Source organism: Flavicella sp. IMCC45668 (genome assembly GCF_057219105.1).
Map to the genome: position 1 here is coordinate 513,224 of NZ_CM170114.1, position 18,006 is coordinate 531,229.

An 18,006-nucleotide genomic window follows, 5' to 3' on the forward strand; every position below is an offset into this window, starting at 1 on the left:
ATCAAGAATTGACTTTTGTATTTGTTATTGTTTGTGAAAGTAGCGTTGCGTAAATCGGTTTGTTTCCCATGAGAGTAGTCAATACAGAGGCGGTTACTGTTGTTATAATTAGTGGTAAAATTAATTCGTAGTTTGAAGTCATTTCAACGGCTAGTACCAAACCGGTTAATGGAGCTCTCACGGTTGATGCAAAAATTGCAGCCATTCCTGCTACAGCGAATACTCCCGGATACTGAATAAAGTTAGGGAAGTAGGTTTGCATTGCGATCCCATAATACATACCAAATAAGATTCCTAATGTCAACATCGGAACAAAAATCCCCCCGGATACTCCTGAAGAATAGCTAAAAATGGTAAGCAACATTCTGATGCCAAGTAAAATCAATAAAAAACTCAATGAAAAGTTGTGATTGAGGACTTGGGTAATAGTATGATAACCGCCACCAATCATCTCAGGGAAAAACAAGCCTGTAGATCCTATAATAATGGCCATAAAAATTCCAATTATGATAACAGGTTTTTCCTTGAGAAAAGAAAATAGAGTAAGTGAACCAATTAATAAGTAATTAAATAAATATCCGATAATTCCAAATATCAGACCAAGTATGGCAAACATCCATAAGGAACTAGGATTAGGACTTACAAAAATTGTCATTTTAATACTAGGTGCAGGTTCCAGTAACATACGAACAATTAAATCAGCAGTACCTGCGCCTACCATAATGGCAGCAACTGAGAAAAAATTCCATTTAAAATGTTCGTGCATTTCTTCAATAACAAAAATAATTCCGGCAAAAGGTGCATTAAAAGCACTAGCTAAACCAGCTGCTGCACCCGCGGATATTAAAGCATTTTCTTTTATGGAGGAAGGAGCAAGGATATCCTTTACCATTTTACCAATATTGGCACCTAATTGAATGGTTGGACCTTCTCTACCGAGTAGCAAGCCACTACCTAAGGATAGTAGAGATGCAAAGAATTTTACCGGTAGTACTCTTTTCCATCGCATCGGACGGATTCCATCCAAAGCACCTTCAATTTCTTGAATTCCACTACCTGTGGTTTCTGGTGCGTATTTTCTGACTAAAAATAGAGACAACGAAACAGTGATTGCGATAAAAATAATTGGATATATCCATGAAATACTAGCCTCAGCGGTTGAGATAGAAAATAATTTATCTCTATACTGCTCTATAAAATTCAAACAAATCCTGAAAAAGGAACTAACTATACCAACAAGAACACCAATTACGAATGCATAGAACAATAATTTATTATTGCTGCCATTGTTTTTATGGAGGCGAAATTTAGATCTGAAATTCATGAAATAGCAATAGGAATATGACTAAAAATAATAAAAATATTGAAGTTAGGCGTGCATTGATTTTTATATTTGTGGAAAGCGTTAGAAACTTATGCTAAAAGAATTTGAAAGAGATATTTTAGAACAGCTAAAAGCTAATACAATAGAGCCTTTAGAGGAAATACAAGCACTTTGGAGTGGTTATGGTAGTATTGTCCGCTATCGTGTGCTTGGTGGAATGGTAGAGACTGTAATCATCAAACACATTAAACCTCCTAAACAAGGTAATCATCCGAGGGGATGGAATTCCAATATTTCTCACCAGAGAAAGTTAAAGTCCTATCAGGTAGAGTCTTCTTGGTATCAAAGCTGGAGTTCAAAATGTTTGGAGGCTTCAAGAATTCCTAAATGTTTTGGTGTAATAAAAAAAGAGGAAGAAATATGCATTCTTTTAGAAGATATGGATGCTGTCGGATATCCAATACGATTACAACAAGTTTCAGAAAAGCAATTGCAGAACTGTATCAAATGGTTGGCAAATTTTCATGCCACTTATCTCCATCAAAAACCAAAAGATTTATGGACAGTGGGAACTTATTGGCATTTAGAAACACGACCTGAAGAACTTGATGTTTTGAGTGATATTAAATTGAAACAAAATGCCAAAAATATTGATGCCATTTTGGCGAATAGTACTTACCAAACCTTTGTTCATGGGGATGCAAAGCTTGCTAATTTTTGTTTTTCCTCAACAGGTGAAGTTGCAGCTGTCGATTTTCAATATGTTGGAGGAGGAGTGGGGATGAAAGATTTAGCCTATTTTGTTGGGAGTTGTTTTTATGAGGATGAATGTGAACGTAAAGAGCAAGAAATTTTAGATCGTTATTTTTCAGAATTGAAAATAGCTCTTAGAAAGAATAACTCGTCTGTAATATTTGATAAATTAGAAGAAGATTGGCGTGCTCTTTATCCAGTAGCATGGGCAGATTTTCATCGATTTTTAAAAGGATGGAGTCCTGGTCATTGGAAAATAAATAGTTATAGTGAAAAGATATGTAACGAAGTATTAAAAAAAATAAATAATTAAAATTTCTCAAATACACCTAGCCCAAAAAGTGCAAAGTCATATTTTACAGGGTCGGATGGATCTAGTTTACGAAGGGCGGTATCAAGTTCTAACAGTGCTTTACCGTCATTTTGTTTTCTTGTAAGGATTCCCAGTTTTCGAGCAACATTTCCTGAATGTACATCTAATGGGCAAGAAAGTAGGGCTGGACTGATTTCTTTCCATAATCCAAAATCAACGCCTTTTGTATCCTGTCTAACCATCCATCTAAGGTACATGTTAATTCGTTTAGCAGCGGAGCCTTTTTTAGGATCGGAGACATGTTTGGTACTTCTAGGAAGATGAGGAATTTCAAAAAACACTTTTTTAAACTCATGAATAGCTGATTGTAAGGAATCTTGAGTTTGATTTTTTGTAAAAACACCTTCTAATCCATTATGATTGAGGTAAATGTTTTTTAGGGAACGAATAAAGAATTTAAAATCTTCTAGGTTATAGGTTCTATGCACAAAGTGTTCGATTTTAGACAAATCCTCTTCCGTATGATTTAAAATAAAGTCGTAAGGAGAGTTTCCAAGGAAATCCATCATTTTATGACTGTTTTTTATAATCATTTCCCTTTTACCCCAAGCAATTGTTGCAGCTAAGAAACCAGCAATTTCTATATCTTCTTTTTGAGTATATAGATGTGGAATTTGTACTGGGTCAGAATCTATAAATTCTAAGGTGTTGTACTCTATAACCTTAGCATCTAAAAATTCTTTTAGTTCCTTAGAATTCATTTTTCTAACCGTGTATAGATTGTGTAGTTCCTAAATCCTTCATAATATTTGCTTCGTATTCCAACAAAGCATTCCATTTTTCATTTACTTGATTTACATCACCATAATTTCTGGCGAATTGTAAAAAAAGAGTGTAATGATTTGCTTCAGAGACCATTAAGTCTCTATAGAATTTTGCTAATTCTTTGTCTTCAAGATTTTCGGATAATAATCTAAAACGTTCACAACTTCTAGCTTCAATCAAAGCAGCATACAAAAGTCTGTGTACCAATTGATCTGTTCTAGAACCTCCTTTAGGAAAGAATTTTAATAATTCAACAACGTATAAATCTTTTCTATCTCTACCCAAGGTTACGCCTTTGGCAACTAATTTATCAAGTACTAACTTAAAATGACTCATTTCTTCCTTTACCAAAGCAATCATTTCTTGTACAAGATCTGTGTATTCCGGGAAACTAACAATTAATGAAATCGCTGTTGAGGCTGCTTTTTGCTCACAATGTGCATGATCAATTAATATTTCATCAATGTTTTTTTCTGCAATGTTTACCCATCTAGGGTCTGTAGGTAATTTTAATCCTAACATATTTTACTCTGTTATTTGTGTTTCGAAACCATCAAAACTAGTGGAGTTCTTTTCTAATTGGTATTCTTTTATTTTTTCTTCACCCTGCTTTGTAGCCCAGTCATTTAGGTGAGTTCTTTCTTCTTTGAAATCATAAAAAGGTACTCCCATTCCGCAAGATTCTTGAACAGCTTCAATATCTAATTCTATAATTTGACGCGCCCCTGCTAAAGGAGGGAAATACGAGATATAATCAGTGAATTCAGTATCTCTTTCATGGAAAATTTTTGCTTTTCCATATAGTCTTAGAATATTTGGTTTTCCTTCAAAAGCAGTAAACATGATGGTCATTCTGTTATCTTGTAATAAATGAGCAGCGGTTTCATTTCCACTTCCAGTCACATTCAGCCATATAATTTTATTATTATTTAAAACTCTAAAAGAGTCCATTCCTTTTGGTGAAATATTAATAGTTCCAGTAGGGGCAGCGGTAGCAACAAAAAACAATTTTTGCGCTTTTATAAAGGAAATAATTCCGTCGTTTAATTCTTTTTGTTTCTTTCCCATAATTATTGATTTATTATTTTTTGTAAACGGACACCAAAATCAGTCATAGCTTTGATTTCTTTTACTGATGCAAGTCTCTCTTTATACACAATTAATAATCCATTTTTAGAAGCTTCTATATGATAGTATGTATTGCTTTCAAAAAACAAAACTAATTCATCATTAAATAATTTTTCAATAGCTTCTGTTTCGTTACCCGAAAGATAAAATCTTTTTGTGAAATCTTGATGATTTTTAATTCTAATATCTTCATAACCTGCAAGGTGATAAATGTATTCAAATAAACCATCTCTGTCTAATATAAAACTAGGGATATCTTTATTCACTTTTATGTGCATCATGGTACTTCTCACCACCTGCTTTGCAATGAATTCCCCTTCTGTATAAATCACATCAAATAGAGTAGTGTCTTTATTAGAGAGAACATTTTTAATTTTACTGATGTTTTTTGATTTAAAAAAACCATAATTTTCCAGAAACAAAAATGGCTTTTTTTGAAGGGCACGGTAGTTGTAATGAAATGCCTCTGAAATATTTTTGATGGTTTTTTGTCTTCTTGTAAGATTTTTTGAGGCAAGTCTTTTTGTGGCACTTATTCTTCGCAAAGCAAATGGGTGTTCAGTATGTGAACCATGTAAGTCTAATCCGGTAACTTCAAAATGTCCTCCTTTAGAGGTAAAGGTATTAATGTAGTCGTTTACATTTTCCATTACGGTATGGTCTACAAAGCTACATCTAGAAAAATCTAAAATAACATCTTCGTTTTCTGGAATTTGATCCAATTTGGATTTTAGTTTAGAGTAATTTAAAAATGTACAGAAATTAACAACACTTACATAGTAGTTGTTTTTCTCATCATCTTCTTTATACATTAACACATTAGGCTTTAATAAGTTTCGAGTGAATAAAGTAAAATTTTTGTTTAAAATGATATGAATGATAAATGTAATCAGGATACCACTAAAAATTCCAATAATTAAATTGAAGAATATGGTGGCGAGCAAAGTAGTCATAAAAATAATTAGCTGCTCACCTCCAATTTTAAAAACTTTAGCAATGTTTGTAGGGTTTGCTAGTTTGTAACCTGTATATACTAAAATTGCAGATAAGGCAGGTAAAGGAATTTTACATAATTGATCTTGAAATAAAAGGATAAATAAAACAAGAAAAAATGCATGGAAAAAATTGGCAGATCGATTGGAAGCTCCATTGTTTGCTGCAACTGAACTTCTAGCAATTACAGTAACCACATTTAGGCCACCCAAAAAACCACTCACTGTAGTTGCAATCCCTAAGGCTTTTAAATCTTTGTTGATATTTGATCTTCTTCTTAAAGGATCCAGTTTATCTACTGCTTTGATACTTAAAAGCGATTCTATACTTGAGATTAATGTGATGGCAAGTACCACATTTATAAATTTGACACTAAAAATATTCGAAAAGTCGGGAAAAGCAAGACTTTGAACGATATTGTCGGGTATATTGATCAATAAACTTTTATCTACAGGATATTCTTGTTGTAAGAAATATTCATAATGGTATGCCAAACCAACTGCTAACATTACAATCCACATAGGAGCAGGAATCAACTGGAAATAACGATTTCTAATCTTAGAATAGAAAACCATGATAAACAAACTCATAATACCTTCCATACCTGCAATATAATTGTTGTGTGTATCTACAAAAAAGTGATACACGGTAAATGGAATTTCATATAATAATTCTATCGTAGTTCCTTTGATGGTAATATATCCGAACATTACATGAAACTGTTTGGCAAGAATACCGATACCAATAGCTGCTAACATTCCTTGAATTGCAGAAGAAGGAAAGAAATCACTAAGACTTCCCATCCTTAAAAAGCCAAGTATTAGCATCAGAATACCTGCAAAAACAATGGCAGCAAGCGTGAATAAGTATCCTTGATGTAAGTCCCCGCCTGCTAAGGTAGTAATGGCTCCAAGAAGTACAACTACCAACCCATTACCCGGTCCTGTTATGGTGACGTTAGATCCTCCTAAAAAGGCAACCAATATACCACCAATTACAGAAGATATAACTCCTGCTACCGGAGGCGCTTCAGAGGCTATTGCCAAGCCTAAGCCTAGTGGTAATGCTATTAATGATACTACAAAACCAGCAAATATATTTTTAGGAATTGTGGAGATAAAACTTTTGAGCGCAGATTCTTTTTGTACCATATGTTATTTAACAATGAGAACATCCGTTGGGAGTTCAGATAATATATACTCCATATCGTGCGGAAACAATCTATCTAATATAGTTGTTTTGTTAGGAGCGTTCATAATCAATAAGTCAGCTCTCACAACACGGGCATAGTGACCGATAGAATAACCTCTTTTACCAAAAATACTTTGAGTTTTTATAGCAATGCCATTTTTATTTTCTTCAGAAATATGAGTTAGAATATCTTTAACCCTCATTTCTTCTCTATTGGCAATCCTTTCTTTTTCGATCTTCATTTTTCGCAATGAAATATCATCATTTGCTTTTGCATGAATTTCTTGTTGGGTAACCTCTTCCACAATTGTAATCTTTGGACATGATAGCCCTTGAGAGACATAAAAGGAGGTTTGAATTGTTTCTTCAGTTCTAGGATCTTGCAATCCATTTACAACAATATGTTTACACGGAACTCTTTCTACTGAATGTTTTATCAATAAAAGTACCGAACATGGAGCTTTTCTGGTAAGAATTCTTGCAATAGATCCTACATAGTACTTGTATATATTCTCCTTTTGAAGGGCTCCTAGAATAAGTAAATCTATTTGATGTGTTTTGCAGGTGTCTAAAATAACATCAACAGGATTACCTGTTTGAAATACTAAGTTTTTTTTAGAATGAAGTTTAGGAGCGTTTTGGAAAATCTTTTCCAGTTTAGATTCTTTTTCCTCGGTTTTTTCACCTACATGAACACAGACTAATTCCGAGTTAAACATATTTGCCAGTCGAACGGCTTCATGTATGTTGGCAACTATATTTGGGGAAAATGCAATACCTATTAAAATTTTATCAAATGAATGCATTTAGTGTATGTTTGTTGGGGCGGCAAGATATTAAAAAAATGTAACTAACTGATATTAAATATCGAGACCAAATAAATTTCTAAGTAAATCTATTGTTGGGTTTAATTCTTGCAATTTTTCAAATTTTTCTTGCGGTGTATACACAAACTTTTTAACCTCGGTAACTTCAATTTTTATAGTCAAATCAATACTATAATTGTTAAGCGAATCTCTTAGGAATTTCAACAATCTAGGTCTCAGTCTTTCCAATTGTTCAGCCATCAGCTGATTAGGAAGTGTATAATGAATGTGGAATTCTGATAATGTAGGTTTGGATGCCATTAAAATAGAAGCCAAACTTTTATCTCCTCTTTTGATAAGTTGCTGTGCGTACTGCGACCATAAGTTCACCAATTTTCCTTCAGAGAAAGGAGTTTTCGGTAAGGTATCTCTATCAATTTCAGTTTCAGGCGTGATTTCCACGGCTTCAACTTTTTCAGTCAAACTTTTTAAAGAAAGAGCAGAAGTTCTCCTTTTGCCAGTTCTCATTCGTGGAGCCGGTTTTGGTGGAGCCACATTTTGTGAAGGACTTTCTGGGAGTGATTTTTCTTTTGGGATCTCTTTTTTTACCGTTTGAATTTTTTCTTCAACCAATTGAGATTTAAAAAATGAGGCAGGTATTATGAAGTTACTGCTTTTTTTTTTTCTGCCTCGAAGGTTATAGAAGCAATTTGCATCAAAGTCAATTCAACTAATAAACGTTGATTTTTACTAGTCTTGTATTTTAAATCACAATCGTTCGCTTTTTCAATGGCTTGAAGTAAAAAAGGCAACGAAGCCGCACTAGCTTGTTCTAAATATCTTTTTTTAGCAATATCTCCAACTTCTAAAAGAGGGATTGTTTCAGCATCTTTTGCGACTAATAAATCTCTAAAGTGTGATGCCAGTCCGTTGATGTAATGATGTCCTTCAAACCCTTTACTTAAAACAGAATTGAATTCAATCAGTACTTGAGGAATGTTGTTTTTTAAAACTAAATCAGTTGTTTTAAAATAAACATCATAATCCAATACATTCAAGTTTTCAGTAACAGCCTCTCTAGTAAGGTTTTTTCCGGAAAAACTAATAACCCTATCAAAAATCGATAAGGCATCACGCATAGCACCATCAGCTTTTTGAGCAATGATATGCAATGCATCATCATCAGCCGTTATTCCTTCTTGTTCTGCAATTTTCTTTAAATGTAATTTTGCATCTAGCACACCAATTCTTTTGAAATCAAAAATTTGACAACGAGAGAGAATGGTAGGGATTATTTTGTGTTTTTCAGTTGTTGCTAAAATAAAAATAGCATGAGCAGGTGGTTCTTCTAATGTTTTAAGAAAAGCATTAAATGCTGCTTGAGATAACATATGAACCTCATCAATGATATATACTTTGTATTTTCCTGTTTGGGGAGGAATACGAACTTGATCGGTTAAGGATCGAATATCATCTACGGAGTTGTTAGAGGCAGCATCCAATTCAAATATATTGAAAGCAAAATCTTCATCCGCATGAGTTCCATCTTCATCATTAATTTTTTTAGCAAGAATCCTGGCACAACTAGTTTTTCCAACTCCTCTAGGTCCTGTAAACAATAAAGCTTGTGCTAAATGGTTGTTTTTTATAGCATTCTCCAAAGTATTGGTAATGGCTTGTTGGCCAACCACGTCTTCAAAAATTTGAGGACGATACTTACGAGCAGATACTATAAATTGTTCCATAGAGTGATAAAAATTGAAAGACAAATGTAGGGATTCGAACAGCGATAAGCAACAAAAAAATACTGCTAGAATAAAAAGATTTTTTTGTAATGAATATGAGCTAGTTATTCAAAAAAAAATTAATATTGCTTGTAATTATTTAAGATACCTGCGTACTAAATGGTGTAGGTTTAAAATGAAATTTAAATATGTGGAATAATAAAATTGTAGTGCTAATAGTGGGATTGTTTTTTACTATGTCTTCATTAGAGGCTCAGAATTATGAGAAAAAAGTAAAAAATGGAACTTTAAAAGTGGCTTATTTTGCTAGTGGTTGTTTTTGGTGTGTTGAGGCAATTTATGAGAGTGTGAATGGGGTAGAAGAAGCGATATCTGGTTATTCAGGTGGACATACTAAAAATCCAACTTATAAATCAACGGGTACTGGAAAAACCGGACATGCTGAAACAGTTGCAGTATATTATGACCCTAATATTGTGAGTTATGAAAGTTTGGTTGAGGTATATTTTGGAAGCCAAGATCCGACTACTTTTGGGCAAAATCCAGATTTTGGTTCTCCTTACAGAAGTATTATTTTTTATCAAAATGCAACAGAGAAATTAATTGCTACAACCATGTTTGAGGCTTTAAATAAAGAGGTTTATAGAAATAAAATGGTAACTGAGATTAAGGCTTATGAAAAATTTTATGAAGCAGAAGACTACCACCAAGATTTTGAGAAATTACATCCGAACAATGGCTATGTAAAAAATGTATCGATACCGAGATTGAATCGATTTAAAAAGGCTTATCCTGAATTGTTAAAATAAAAAAGAGGAGTAATTATTAGATTACTCCTCTTGTTTTTTAGGGGCTCTTTTATGTTCTTTAAGACTTTGCATCAGCATCCATTCAATCTGTCCGTTGGTAGATCGAAATTCATCAGAAGCCCATTTTTCAATAGCCTTAATCATATCTTCGTTGATGCGTAATGCAAATGCTTTCTTTTTAGCCATATTATTTTTTATATCGCAGCAATATTTCTTTTGCTTTTGCTTCTAATTGAGTGCCAATTAAAATTTTCTTACCATTGTTTAAATGCAACTGAATTCCTTTGTTTCCTGAAACATTTATGGCAGTTCCATTTAATTTTTTCCAAAATCTTCCACCTTTTAAGCCATAGCCACCAAATTCGGTAAAAGCATTGTAGGTTCTAACTTCAGCTGTTTTTATTTCATCCCATAAAATAATTTTATTGCTAAAATGAAATGGGAAAAATTGATAATGAATTCCTTTTTCATCAATTCTAGTTTTTAATTTAAAAAGAAAAATCAAGCTTGCAGAAGCAACAATAATGGACAAAGTTACAAGATACTCATAGATATTCATTCCATTTTTATTTAGAAATAAATGAGTAACTAAAAGCAATGGCCCCAAGCTACTGACAGCGAGTAGGGTAATAAGCCATTTTTGTTTGAATTGTTGTTCTTCCACAAATACTCTCATAATTAGCGGTTTTTTTCTCTTTCAAAAATAATTCTTGTAGAGCTCTCAGAAATATGTCTCGCTTCCCATCCAGCCCTTCCATATTCATTCAGCACATCTTCCAGTTTTTCATTGTTATTTGAAAAACCCATTTTCCAATTGATAACTTTATATTCTTTCATGTTTCTTGATTAATGGTTTAGTGTTCCTGTATTTAAAACAGGTGAAGCTTCCTTGTCTCCGCATAAAATAACCATTAGGTTACTTACCATAGCGGCTTTTCTTTCTTCATCTAGCACTACAATTTCCTTTTTATTTAGTTCATCTAAAGCCATTTCTACCATGCTTACCGCTCCTTCTACAATTTTGTGTCTGGCTGCAACAATAGCGGTTGCTTGTTGTCTTTTGAGCATTGCATTTGCGATTTCTTGAGCATAAGCTAAGTAACCAATTCTAGCTTCTAGAACTTCTATTCCAGCAATAGATAGTCGTTCTTCTATTTCTTTCTCTAAGGCTTCACTTACTTCGTTTACACTAGAGCGTAAAGTAATATCTTCAGCAAGTCCTTCGTCTGCAAAATTATCATAAGGGTACATACTCGCAAGTTTTCTAACGGCCGCGTCTGTTTGAACACGTACAAAGTTCTCGTAATTGTCAACATCAAACGCCGCTTTGTATGTATTGGTAACACGCCAAACTAAAATAGTACTGATCATGACAGGGTTACCGAGTTTGTCGTTTACTTTTAAGCGTTCACTGTCAAAATTACTTGCTCTTAATGAGATTTTCTTTTTCTTATAAAAAGGATTTGCCCAATAAAGTCCATTGGTTTTTACAGTTCCGATGTATTTACCAAATAGTAATAATACTTTAGAGCTGTTTGGATTCACCAAAACAAGTCCAAAGGATAAGAATAGCCCGATAAATGAGAGAGGGATATAAATACCAGTTTCGTTACTTATTGATAGAAATATTCCACCGAATAATAATAAAAATATGAGTACTAACATGAAATACCCGTTGAGAAGTTTAATAGTTTTTTCTTGGTTCATAGTAATAGATTTAAAGTGATATCAAAATGATATCACAAATATAAGAACAAAATACTTTGATTTGCAAGTGTTTAAGGAAAAATGTTTTTTTTAGAGTTTAACAATAAGCTTTCCATGACGATTTGTCCTAATTTATTTTTTGGCTTGATATTCGTATCTTTTCAAGCATGAGCAAAAAACAAGTATCCTTTAAATGGGCCTTTACAGAGTATATTTGGCCAAGAAGAAAAACTATGTTTGTTGGACTTTTACTGATTATAGTAAGAAGTTTAGCAGGAATGGTTTTACCATATTCAAGTAAAACGTTAATTGACGATGTCATTCCATCACAAAATATTCAAAATCTATTGTTGTTGCTTGGAGTTGTGTGTTTTGCTATTTTAGTGCAAGCGCTATCTTCATTTTCGTTAACTAGGGTATTGAGCGTAGAAGCACAGCATTTAATTTCAGTTTTAAGGGCACAGGTGCAAAAAAAATTATTAAAATTACCCATACGTTTTTTTGATAATAACAAATCTGGGGCTTTGGTTTCTAGAGTAATGTCTGATGTGGAAGGTGTGCGAAATTTAGTTGGAACAGGGTTGGTTCAGTTGGTAGGAGGTTCTTTTACGGCGATTATTTCTCTTGTAGTTCTGATAAGAATTAATGCCTTGATGACTGTATGTGTTTTAGTACCTGTTTTGATTTTTGCATTTGTAGCATTAAAAGCTTTTGGGTATATCCGACCGATTTTTAAAGATAGAGGAAAGATTAATGCCGAGGTAAAAGGAAGGCTGACAGAAACTTTAAATGGAATTCGTGTGATCAAAGGGTTTAATGCGGAGGAACAAGAAAGTAAATCGTTTGAGAAAGGGGTAGAACGTATTTTTCTGAATGTAAAGAAGAGTTTGACGGCGACGGCGATAATAACAAGTTCTTCTACATTTTTATTAGGATTGGCCTCTGCCGGAATCATGGGAATTGGTGGCTATTTTATGATGGATAATACGATGACTTATGGTGAATTTATTTCTTTTACCTTGTTTTTAGGGTTTATGATTGCACCGATTGTTCAAATGAGTAATATTGGTAGTCAATTGACAGAAGCTATGGCAGGCCTAGATAGAACTCAAGAATTGATGGAGATGGATGAGGAAGATGATCCAGAGCAAAGAAAAGTGGTGTTAAAAAATATCGAAGGTAAAATTGATTTTGAAAATGTTTCATTTAGTTATGAAGAGCATAAGGAAGTTTTACATGATATTAGTTTTTCAGCGAAAGCAGGTTCTGTTACAGCATTAGTAGGTTCTTCAGGATCAGGAAAATCCACTATTGCTGGGTTAGCAGCAACATTTTTAAACCCTAGTTCAGGTAGCGTTCTTTTGGATGGAATTGATATGTCTACTGTTAATTTAAGTAGCTTTCGAAGAAATTTGGCCGTGGTTTTACAAGATGATTTTTTATATGAAGGTACCATTCGTGAAAACATTTTGTTTCCAAAACCAGAGGCTAGTGAGGAGGAGTTGTTGGCAGCCGTGAAAGGCGCATATGTAAATGAGTTTACTGATCGTTTTGAAGAAGGTTTAGAAACTGTAATTGGAGAAAGAGGAGTGAAGCTTTCAGGAGGCCAAAGACAACGTATTTCTATTGCTAGAGCTATTTTAGCAGACCCTAAAATTATTATTCTAGATGAGGCAACTTCGAATCTAGATACACAAAGTGAAAGTTTTATTCAAAAGAGTTTGCAGGAGCTTATGAAAAATAGAACCACTTTTGTAATTGCACATCGATTGAGCACGATTCAAAAAGCAGATCAGATTTTAGTGATAGAAAAAGGAAATATAGTAGAATCAGGAAAGCATACTGAGCTTATAGAGAAAGAAGGTAGATATTACGAATTATTCACCTACCAAAGTAGGATATAAAGAAAGAGGTTTTACATTTTGTAAAACCTCTTTTTGTTTAACTCTTGATTCCATCATATATAAGCACCTTGCTCCAAAGTGGGCTAGCTTCATTTATAAAATCAATATGCGCTTTTTCTACTTGGTAGGCATCATGTCTTTCTTTAGAGGTGAATCCTACGGTGAGTTTAAAACTGAAGGAGTCATCTACAACATCTCGTTCTGCTTTCGGTGAAGTTCCATAAAAGGATAGATCTACATATTTTGAGTCTTCAATAAAAGTTTTCAGGCATTTTTCGAAAGTATGAGCCTCTTTTTCAGGTTCTTTTAGCCAGAATAAAACAGTGTGCAAGAATTGGATAGATTTCATATCAAATTATTTTTTTGAGTTATATGTGAAGTTATGTTCTTTAGCAATTGCATTAAAGGCTTCCATTTGGTTTTTTTTATGCATCGTTGCATGGATAGAATCAATTAATGTGTTTGCTTTTTCTATCTCAGTTAATGCAGTTTTTGGTGTGTATTGTAATGCTTTTATCGAGTGTAATAAGGCAGCTTCGTTTAGTTCATCTCTGTATTCTGTTTTAGCCAATCCTAAATAACCATTAGACATTTGTGGGAAGTGAGTTGTAAGTGTACTAAAATAGACAGAAGCGTCTTTATTGTCTTCAAGTTGGTAATAAAGTTCTCCCAGATTCAATAAGGCTACATCTCCTTCTGGAAATTTTTTTAAGGAAGATTTAAATGATTTGATGGCTTTTTTTTGCTCGTTATTGTAAATATAAGCAATACCAAGTTTGTCCATGGCCATCACAAAACTTTCATCAAGCCTAATAGCTTTTTTATATGCGCTTATGGCAGCAGTGTATTTTTTTTCTGTGATGAGTTTATCTCCTTTTAGGTAGTTAAATGTTGCTTCCTTATTAGAAGAGGGAGTGTAGGCTAAATATTTTTTACGTTCTGATCTTTTGGTAGTAAGTGTGCTACAATTTTTGGTAAGTAACTCAAAAACATTTTTGTATTTTTCTCTAAGTTCTTCTATAGAAACTTTAGGTTTTAATTCCGGAAATTCTTGTTCAATTTCAAATTTGGCTTGCAAAATACATTTTTTCATGCCTTTGTCTATGTCCTCTTTAATATCAATATCTTGGATATATGTACAACTTAATTCAGCAATTTTTTCTTCGTATTGCTGTGCAAATAAAGTGCTTCCAATAAAAAATATTGCGATGATTACTATAGATTTCATATGTGATTCTTTGTCTTTGATTTTGAGCTATTAAACATACAAAAATAAAAGGCTTTTATACATTTATCCTTATTCTTTTATAAATTCTTTATAATGGTTGTAACGTTGGTAAATTTGCGACACATAGTTATATGGTTCAATTCCTCTTACATATCCATAACTAACCACAGGATCGGAAAAATGTTTTTTATGACTTAAATCTAAGATCATTTGTTCAACATTATCATCCCAAATATTTTTATTCAATCCCCTTTTTGTTGCCAGTTTTTGAGCATCTAGTACATGATAGTAGCCGCAATTGTAGGAGGCCATTGTTAGTTTTTGTCGTTGGGTTTTGTCTTCTGCTTCTTCAAATTTGTTATAAAGAGATGCTAAATATTTAGTACCTCCTTGCACGCTATGCTTTGGGTCAGATCTGTTAGGGACTCCCAATTCTTTGGCAGTAGAGGGCATTATTTGCATCAAACCACCTGCACCTGCCCATGATTTTGCTTTGGGATCAAATCGAGATTCTTGATAGATCAAGGAAGCAACCAGTCTCCAGTCCCAGCCGATTTTTTTAGCTTCTGTTTTGATCAAATTATCATAAATACTGATTTTGTTTGTGTTGATACTGTAAAAGCTACTTTTGATACGTTTTTTAAAATCTTTTTTATTCTTGAAATATTTATTGTAGATAACATAATAGTCTACATTTTTCTTCGCTTTTTTGAGCCATTTGTTAAGTTCTGCAAGTAACTCGGTAGATTCTTTTCTAGTAGCCCAAGCTGTTCTTTGTGAAAAACTGATGGGAACATCAATATCTAAAATAGGATAATAGGACGCCATGATTTTTGCAATATTATCGTCTGCAACGGTGTATTTAATTTTACCTTCTGCAACCATTTTAATGATCTCATCGGTGGTTAGTTCTCCGTTTAGGGTGTCAATGTGGATGGTACCTCCCAGTTCTGCGGACAAGTTCTCTAGTCTTTCTCTATAGGATGTTTCTGCTCTTACAGAGACGGTGTCATTCAAAAGCTCCATGGGGTCATGTATAACAGAACGCTCAAGTGTGCTCCATTTTAAGGATCTCCAGTTATTCGGTTTTTTCTGTACTAAAACTTGTTTGGTTAGGTAAATGTAATCAGAAAAACTAATCAATTCTTTTCGCTCATTTGTCACAGTCAAACCATGAGCCATTAAGTCTACTTTGCCGCTTTGAAGGTTAGGGATTAGGTTATCAATATCTTGTGCTACAACAATTTCTAATCGAACTCCTAAGTGTTTTGCAAAGCGTTCTAATAACTCATATTCAAACCCCATTGTTTTTCCTTTGTAGAGAAAATAACTAGTGGCACTATAGGTAGTTGAAACCTTTAGGACTCCAGATTTTTTGATGTCATCCAAGCTTCTTTTTTCGTAAGATATTGGTGTTTCTTGTGTCTTTGTGGTATTCTCAACTATTCCATTTTTTTTATACTCTTTTTTATCAGAAGCACAAGATAGTGTACTTAATAACAACAAAATAATTATAAGTTTTTTCATAAAACAAAGGTGGTTTGGTAGGGGGAAAATACAATTATTTTTTTGCGATTACAATGGAAGTTTGCCTTCTATTTTAGAAACGTTTTTCTTTAAGAATTTTGGAGAGTCTATTCTTAATCCAAAAAATAAATTATAAAAGACTCTTGTTTCATTGTTTCTAGCGGTTGTATGTTGTTGCTTGTAGTGCGTATCTGAAACGGTAGCAAAGATACCGCTGTAGAATTTTTTTCCATTGTAACCCGTACCTATTTTTCCTTGCCATTGCGTGAGTAAATTGTTTTGATAGCTTAGATTGCTGGTTGCAGTACTTCTTGTTGTCAATTTGGTGTGTATGTTTCCTATGCTTACGAGTGCACCAATGGTGGTATAAAAATTTTCTTTGAGTACAAAATTATAGGCGTAACCGGGGCCAATGGTGAGTTCAAGGTTGTCTGATTTTTGAGTGTTTATATTGGATGATTGATCATCTATTGTGTAGTGTCTTAGTTTTAGAACAGGAAGGAAGGTACCTGCACTTTTTAATTGTCTTTCCATATGTGAGGTAATACTTCTATAAGAGAATTTTGAATTTTGGATAAATCCTGTTTCTATTTCATAGGCGGTATAATGTAAATCAGGGAATTGTATGAAACTATTTTCTGGGATGTTGGTAAAATCTGAGCTGTTTTTTAAGTAGTAACCTTGAATTTCTGAATATTGTAGAGTTGTGAACCAGTGTTTTAAAACCAATTTTATTTTTAAGTTGAAAGAACTTGTTTTTCCTTTGGAATCATTATCGTTGTTGTTAGGGAAAAATTTTGGAGCAAATTGAAAGCCAGCTAATATAAATTTATAATTTAATTGAATTCGATAATTAGTTCGGATATTTGGTGATAGTTCGTAGGTAGTGTTATTCGTTTTTACTTTAAAAATTTCATACTCATTATTGATAGAATTTTCAATTGCTAATTTGTTCCGCATTTTTTCTATAAACCCGTTTTCCACAATAACTCTGGTAGAGTCAATTTGGCCAAAACTCCATAGGGTCAACATTAAAAATGATAATAAGGAAAATAAGTCCTTTTTATGAAGTTGTCTCATAGTTGTAATAATTCTATTCTCCGAGTTTTTGTATTTCGTCAGACAAAAATAGAGAGCTATTCATTTTAGAATTGGCAACTTTAATCATAGCACTGGCAACGGTTATGGTTTTAATGGCTCTGTATTTTTTTAAAGGACCTAAAAATAAAAAGTTGACACTTTTCATAAAAATAGCAGCTATGGATTCTAGGATACGAGTCTCTTTGGAGTTTCTGAGTAAAAGAGAAGGTCTGAAAATAAACGTTTGCTCAATGTTAAAGTTAGAAATCCTAACCTCCATTTCACCCTTTGTTTTTGTGTAGAAAGTATTACTTTGACTATTAGCTCCCATTGACGACATTACTAAAAATTTGGGAATCTTATTTTGCTTAGCCATTTTTGCCGCAGTTACAGGAATTCCAAAGTCAATTTTTCTGTAAATGTTTTCATCGGGGGTTTGTTTTTTTGTAGTACCGATACAGCAATATACTTCGTCAGCAGTGAACTCTTCAATTTGTTTTTCTAGTTCAAAAAGGTTGCCTAAATATTCTTTTATTTTCGGGTTGCTTATATTGCAAGCCGATCTAGAGAAAAGTTTAACCGTGCTATATCTCTTATCTAGCAGTAATAATCTTAATATATGATTTCCTGTTGCCCCTGTGGCTCCGATGATAATAGCTGTTTTTCCCATTTT

18 protein-coding genes and 1 pseudogene are annotated in these 18,006 nt (G+C 33.3%); 3 read left to right on the forward strand and 16 right to left on the reverse strand.

What is annotated here, in order from left to right:
- Nucleotide 1: 1 nt before the first annotated feature.
- Nucleotides 2–1,324 (reverse strand): H(+)/Cl(-) exchange transporter ClcA, encoded by a 1,323-nt coding sequence (gene clcA, locus AC2DZ0_RS02400; RefSeq protein ID WP_484643437.1) that lies wholly within the window; start codon nt 1,322–1,324, stop codon nt 2–4.
- Between the two features lie 91 nt (nt 1,325–1,415).
- Between clcA and AC2DZ0_RS02405 the strand changes: the two genes are divergently transcribed.
- Nucleotides 1,416–2,390, forward strand: a complete 975-nt coding sequence (locus AC2DZ0_RS02405; protein WP_484643438.1) for an oxidoreductase family protein — start codon at nt 1,416–1,418, stop codon at nt 2,388–2,390.
- Here the strand turns inward: AC2DZ0_RS02405 and AC2DZ0_RS02410 are convergent.
- The 6 genes and pseudogenes from AC2DZ0_RS02410 to dnaX form a co-directional block, all read right to left on the reverse strand.
- Entirely contained in the window at nt 2,387–3,151 is a 765-nt protein-coding gene (locus AC2DZ0_RS02410) for a TIGR02757 family protein (RefSeq protein ID WP_484643439.1), read from the reverse strand. The genes AC2DZ0_RS02405 and AC2DZ0_RS02410 overlap by 4 nt on opposite strands.
- A gap of 4 nt (nt 3,152–3,155) precedes the next feature.
- Nucleotides 3,156–3,737 carry a MiaE family protein gene (locus AC2DZ0_RS02415; protein WP_484491439.1) on the reverse strand — a complete coding sequence of 194 codons (582 nt, stop codon included), beginning with the start codon at nt 3,735–3,737 and terminating at the stop codon, nt 3,156–3,158.
- A 3-nt stretch (nt 3,738–3,740) separates the two neighbouring features.
- Nucleotides 3,741–4,283 carry a pyridoxamine 5'-phosphate oxidase family protein gene (locus tag AC2DZ0_RS02420; RefSeq protein WP_484643441.1) on the reverse strand — a complete coding sequence of 181 codons (543 nt, stop codon included), beginning with the start codon at nt 4,281–4,283 and terminating at the stop codon, nt 3,741–3,743.
- Nucleotides 4,284–4,285: 2 nt separating this feature from the next.
- Nucleotides 4,286–6,487: a SulP family inorganic anion transporter gene (locus tag AC2DZ0_RS02425; protein WP_484643443.1), complete on the reverse strand. Its 2,202-nt coding sequence runs from the start codon at nt 6,485–6,487 to the stop codon at nt 4,286–4,288.
- Between the two features lie 3 nt (nt 6,488–6,490).
- Nucleotides 6,491–7,333, reverse strand: a complete 843-nt coding sequence (locus AC2DZ0_RS02430; RefSeq protein ID WP_484643444.1) for a universal stress protein — start codon at nt 7,331–7,333, stop codon at nt 6,491–6,493.
- 54 nt (nt 7,334–7,387) lie between these two features.
- Nucleotides 7,388–9,078: pseudogene (gene dnaX / locus AC2DZ0_RS02435) on the reverse strand (DNA polymerase III subunit gamma/tau).
- 188 nt (nt 9,079–9,266) lie between these two features.
- Between dnaX and msrA the strand changes: the two are divergent.
- Nucleotides 9,267–9,887, forward strand: a complete 621-nt coding sequence (gene msrA / locus AC2DZ0_RS02440) for a peptide-methionine (S)-S-oxide reductase MsrA (RefSeq protein ID WP_484643446.1) — start codon at nt 9,267–9,269, stop codon at nt 9,885–9,887.
- A gap of 21 nt (nt 9,888–9,908) precedes the next feature.
- Here the strand turns inward: msrA and AC2DZ0_RS02445 are convergent, their stop codons facing one another.
- The 4 genes from AC2DZ0_RS02445 to AC2DZ0_RS02460 are packed head-to-tail and all read right to left on the reverse strand — an operon-like array spanning nt 9,909 to nt 11,594.
- Nucleotides 9,909–10,073: a type II toxin-antitoxin system antitoxin gene (locus AC2DZ0_RS02445; protein ID WP_484491444.1), complete on the reverse strand. Its 165-nt coding sequence runs from the start codon at nt 10,071–10,073 to the stop codon at nt 9,909–9,911.
- Nucleotide 10,074: 1 nt separating this feature from the next.
- Nucleotides 10,075–10,563 carry a hypothetical protein gene (locus AC2DZ0_RS02450; protein ID WP_484643448.1) on the reverse strand — a complete coding sequence of 163 codons (489 nt, stop codon included), beginning with the start codon at nt 10,561–10,563 and terminating at the stop codon, nt 10,075–10,077.
- Between the two features lie 2 nt (nt 10,564–10,565).
- Nucleotides 10,566–10,724 carry a DUF4177 domain-containing protein gene (locus AC2DZ0_RS02455; RefSeq protein ID WP_484643450.1) on the reverse strand — a complete coding sequence of 53 codons (159 nt, stop codon included), beginning with the start codon at nt 10,722–10,724 and terminating at the stop codon, nt 10,566–10,568.
- A 9-nt stretch (nt 10,725–10,733) separates the two neighbouring features.
- A complete protein-coding gene (locus tag AC2DZ0_RS02460) occupies nt 10,734–11,594 on the reverse strand; it encodes an SPFH domain-containing protein (protein ID WP_484643452.1) in 861 nt (286 codons plus the stop codon).
- Nucleotides 11,595–11,761: 167 nt separating this feature from the next.
- On the opposite strand from AC2DZ0_RS02460, the gene AC2DZ0_RS02465 reads away from it, so the two are divergent.
- Complete coding sequence (locus AC2DZ0_RS02465; RefSeq protein WP_484643454.1) at nt 11,762–13,498, forward strand: ABC transporter ATP-binding protein; 1,737 nt, start codon at nt 11,762–11,764, stop codon at nt 13,496–13,498.
- A gap of 37 nt (nt 13,499–13,535) precedes the next feature.
- Here the strand turns inward: AC2DZ0_RS02465 and AC2DZ0_RS02470 are convergent, their stop codons facing one another.
- From AC2DZ0_RS02470 to AC2DZ0_RS02490, 5 genes are all read right to left on the reverse strand, one after another.
- Nucleotides 13,536–13,847, reverse strand: coding sequence for a Dabb family protein (locus tag AC2DZ0_RS02470; RefSeq protein WP_484491448.1), 312 nt, complete (start codon nt 13,845–13,847; stop codon nt 13,536–13,538).
- Nucleotides 13,848–13,853: 6 nt separating this feature from the next.
- Nucleotides 13,854–14,726 (reverse strand): tetratricopeptide repeat protein, encoded by an 873-nt coding sequence (locus AC2DZ0_RS02475; RefSeq protein WP_484643455.1) that lies wholly within the window; start codon nt 14,724–14,726, stop codon nt 13,854–13,856.
- Nucleotides 14,727–14,795: 69 nt separating this feature from the next.
- Nucleotides 14,796–16,253, reverse strand: a complete 1,458-nt coding sequence (locus AC2DZ0_RS02480) for an MltF family protein (RefSeq protein WP_484643457.1) — start codon at nt 16,251–16,253, stop codon at nt 14,796–14,798.
- Nucleotides 16,254–16,301: 48 nt separating this feature from the next.
- Complete coding sequence (locus AC2DZ0_RS02485; protein WP_484643458.1) at nt 16,302–17,213, reverse strand: DUF4421 family protein; 912 nt, start codon at nt 17,211–17,213, stop codon at nt 16,302–16,304.
- Between the two features lie 133 nt (nt 17,214–17,346).
- Nucleotides 17,347–18,003 (reverse strand): NAD(P)H-binding protein, encoded by a 657-nt coding sequence (locus AC2DZ0_RS02490; protein WP_484643459.1) that lies wholly within the window; start codon nt 18,001–18,003, stop codon nt 17,347–17,349.
- Nucleotides 18,004–18,006 lie beyond the last annotated feature (3 nt).

Coding starts and splice junctions, on each gene's coding strand:
- AC2DZ0_RS02460 (WP_484643452.1), bottom strand. CDS start 11,594: ATGAACCAAGAAAAAACTATTAAACTTCTCAACGGGTATTTCATGTTA.
- AC2DZ0_RS02455 (WP_484643450.1), bottom strand. CDS start 10,724: ATGAAAGAATATAAAGTTATCAATTGGAAAATGGGTTTTTCAAATAAC.
- msrA (WP_484643446.1), top strand. CDS start 9,267: ATGTGGAATAATAAAATTGTAGTGCTAATAGTGGGATTGTTTTTTACT.
- AC2DZ0_RS02490 (WP_484643459.1), bottom strand. CDS start 18,003: ATGGGAAAAACAGCTATTATCATCGGAGCCACAGGGGCAACAGGAAAT.
- AC2DZ0_RS02430 (WP_484643444.1), bottom strand. CDS start 7,333: ATGCATTCATTTGATAAAATTTTAATAGGTATTGCATTTTCCCCAAAT.
- AC2DZ0_RS02480 (WP_484643457.1), bottom strand. CDS start 16,253: ATGAAAAAACTTATAATTATTTTGTTGTTATTAAGTACACTATCTTGT.
- AC2DZ0_RS02485 (WP_484643458.1), bottom strand. CDS start 17,213: ATGCGGAACAAATTAGCAATTGAAAATTCTATCAATAATGAGTATGAA.
- AC2DZ0_RS02410 (WP_484643439.1), bottom strand. CDS start 3,151: ATGAATTCTAAGGAACTAAAAGAATTTTTAGATGCTAAGGTTATAGAG.
- AC2DZ0_RS02470 (WP_484491448.1), bottom strand. CDS start 13,847: ATGAAATCTATCCAATTCTTGCACACTGTTTTATTCTGGCTAAAAGAA.
- AC2DZ0_RS02405 (WP_484643438.1), top strand. CDS start 1,416: ATGCTAAAAGAATTTGAAAGAGATATTTTAGAACAGCTAAAAGCTAAT.
- clcA (WP_484643437.1), bottom strand. CDS start 1,324: ATGAATTTCAGATCTAAATTTCGCCTCCATAAAAACAATGGCAGCAAT.
- AC2DZ0_RS02415 (WP_484491439.1), bottom strand. CDS start 3,737: ATGTTAGGATTAAAATTACCTACAGACCCTAGATGGGTAAACATTGCA.
- AC2DZ0_RS02445 (WP_484491444.1), bottom strand. CDS start 10,073: ATGGCTAAAAAGAAAGCATTTGCATTACGCATCAACGAAGATATGATT.
- AC2DZ0_RS02425 (WP_484643443.1), bottom strand. CDS start 6,487: ATGGTACAAAAAGAATCTGCGCTCAAAAGTTTTATCTCCACAATTCCT.
- AC2DZ0_RS02420 (WP_484643441.1), bottom strand. CDS start 4,283: ATGGGAAAGAAACAAAAAGAATTAAACGACGGAATTATTTCCTTTATA.
- AC2DZ0_RS02475 (WP_484643455.1), bottom strand. CDS start 14,726: ATGAAATCTATAGTAATCATCGCAATATTTTTTATTGGAAGCACTTTA.
- AC2DZ0_RS02465 (WP_484643454.1), top strand. CDS start 11,762: ATGAGCAAAAAACAAGTATCCTTTAAATGGGCCTTTACAGAGTATATT.
- AC2DZ0_RS02450 (WP_484643448.1), bottom strand. CDS start 10,563: ATGAGAGTATTTGTGGAAGAACAACAATTCAAACAAAAATGGCTTATT.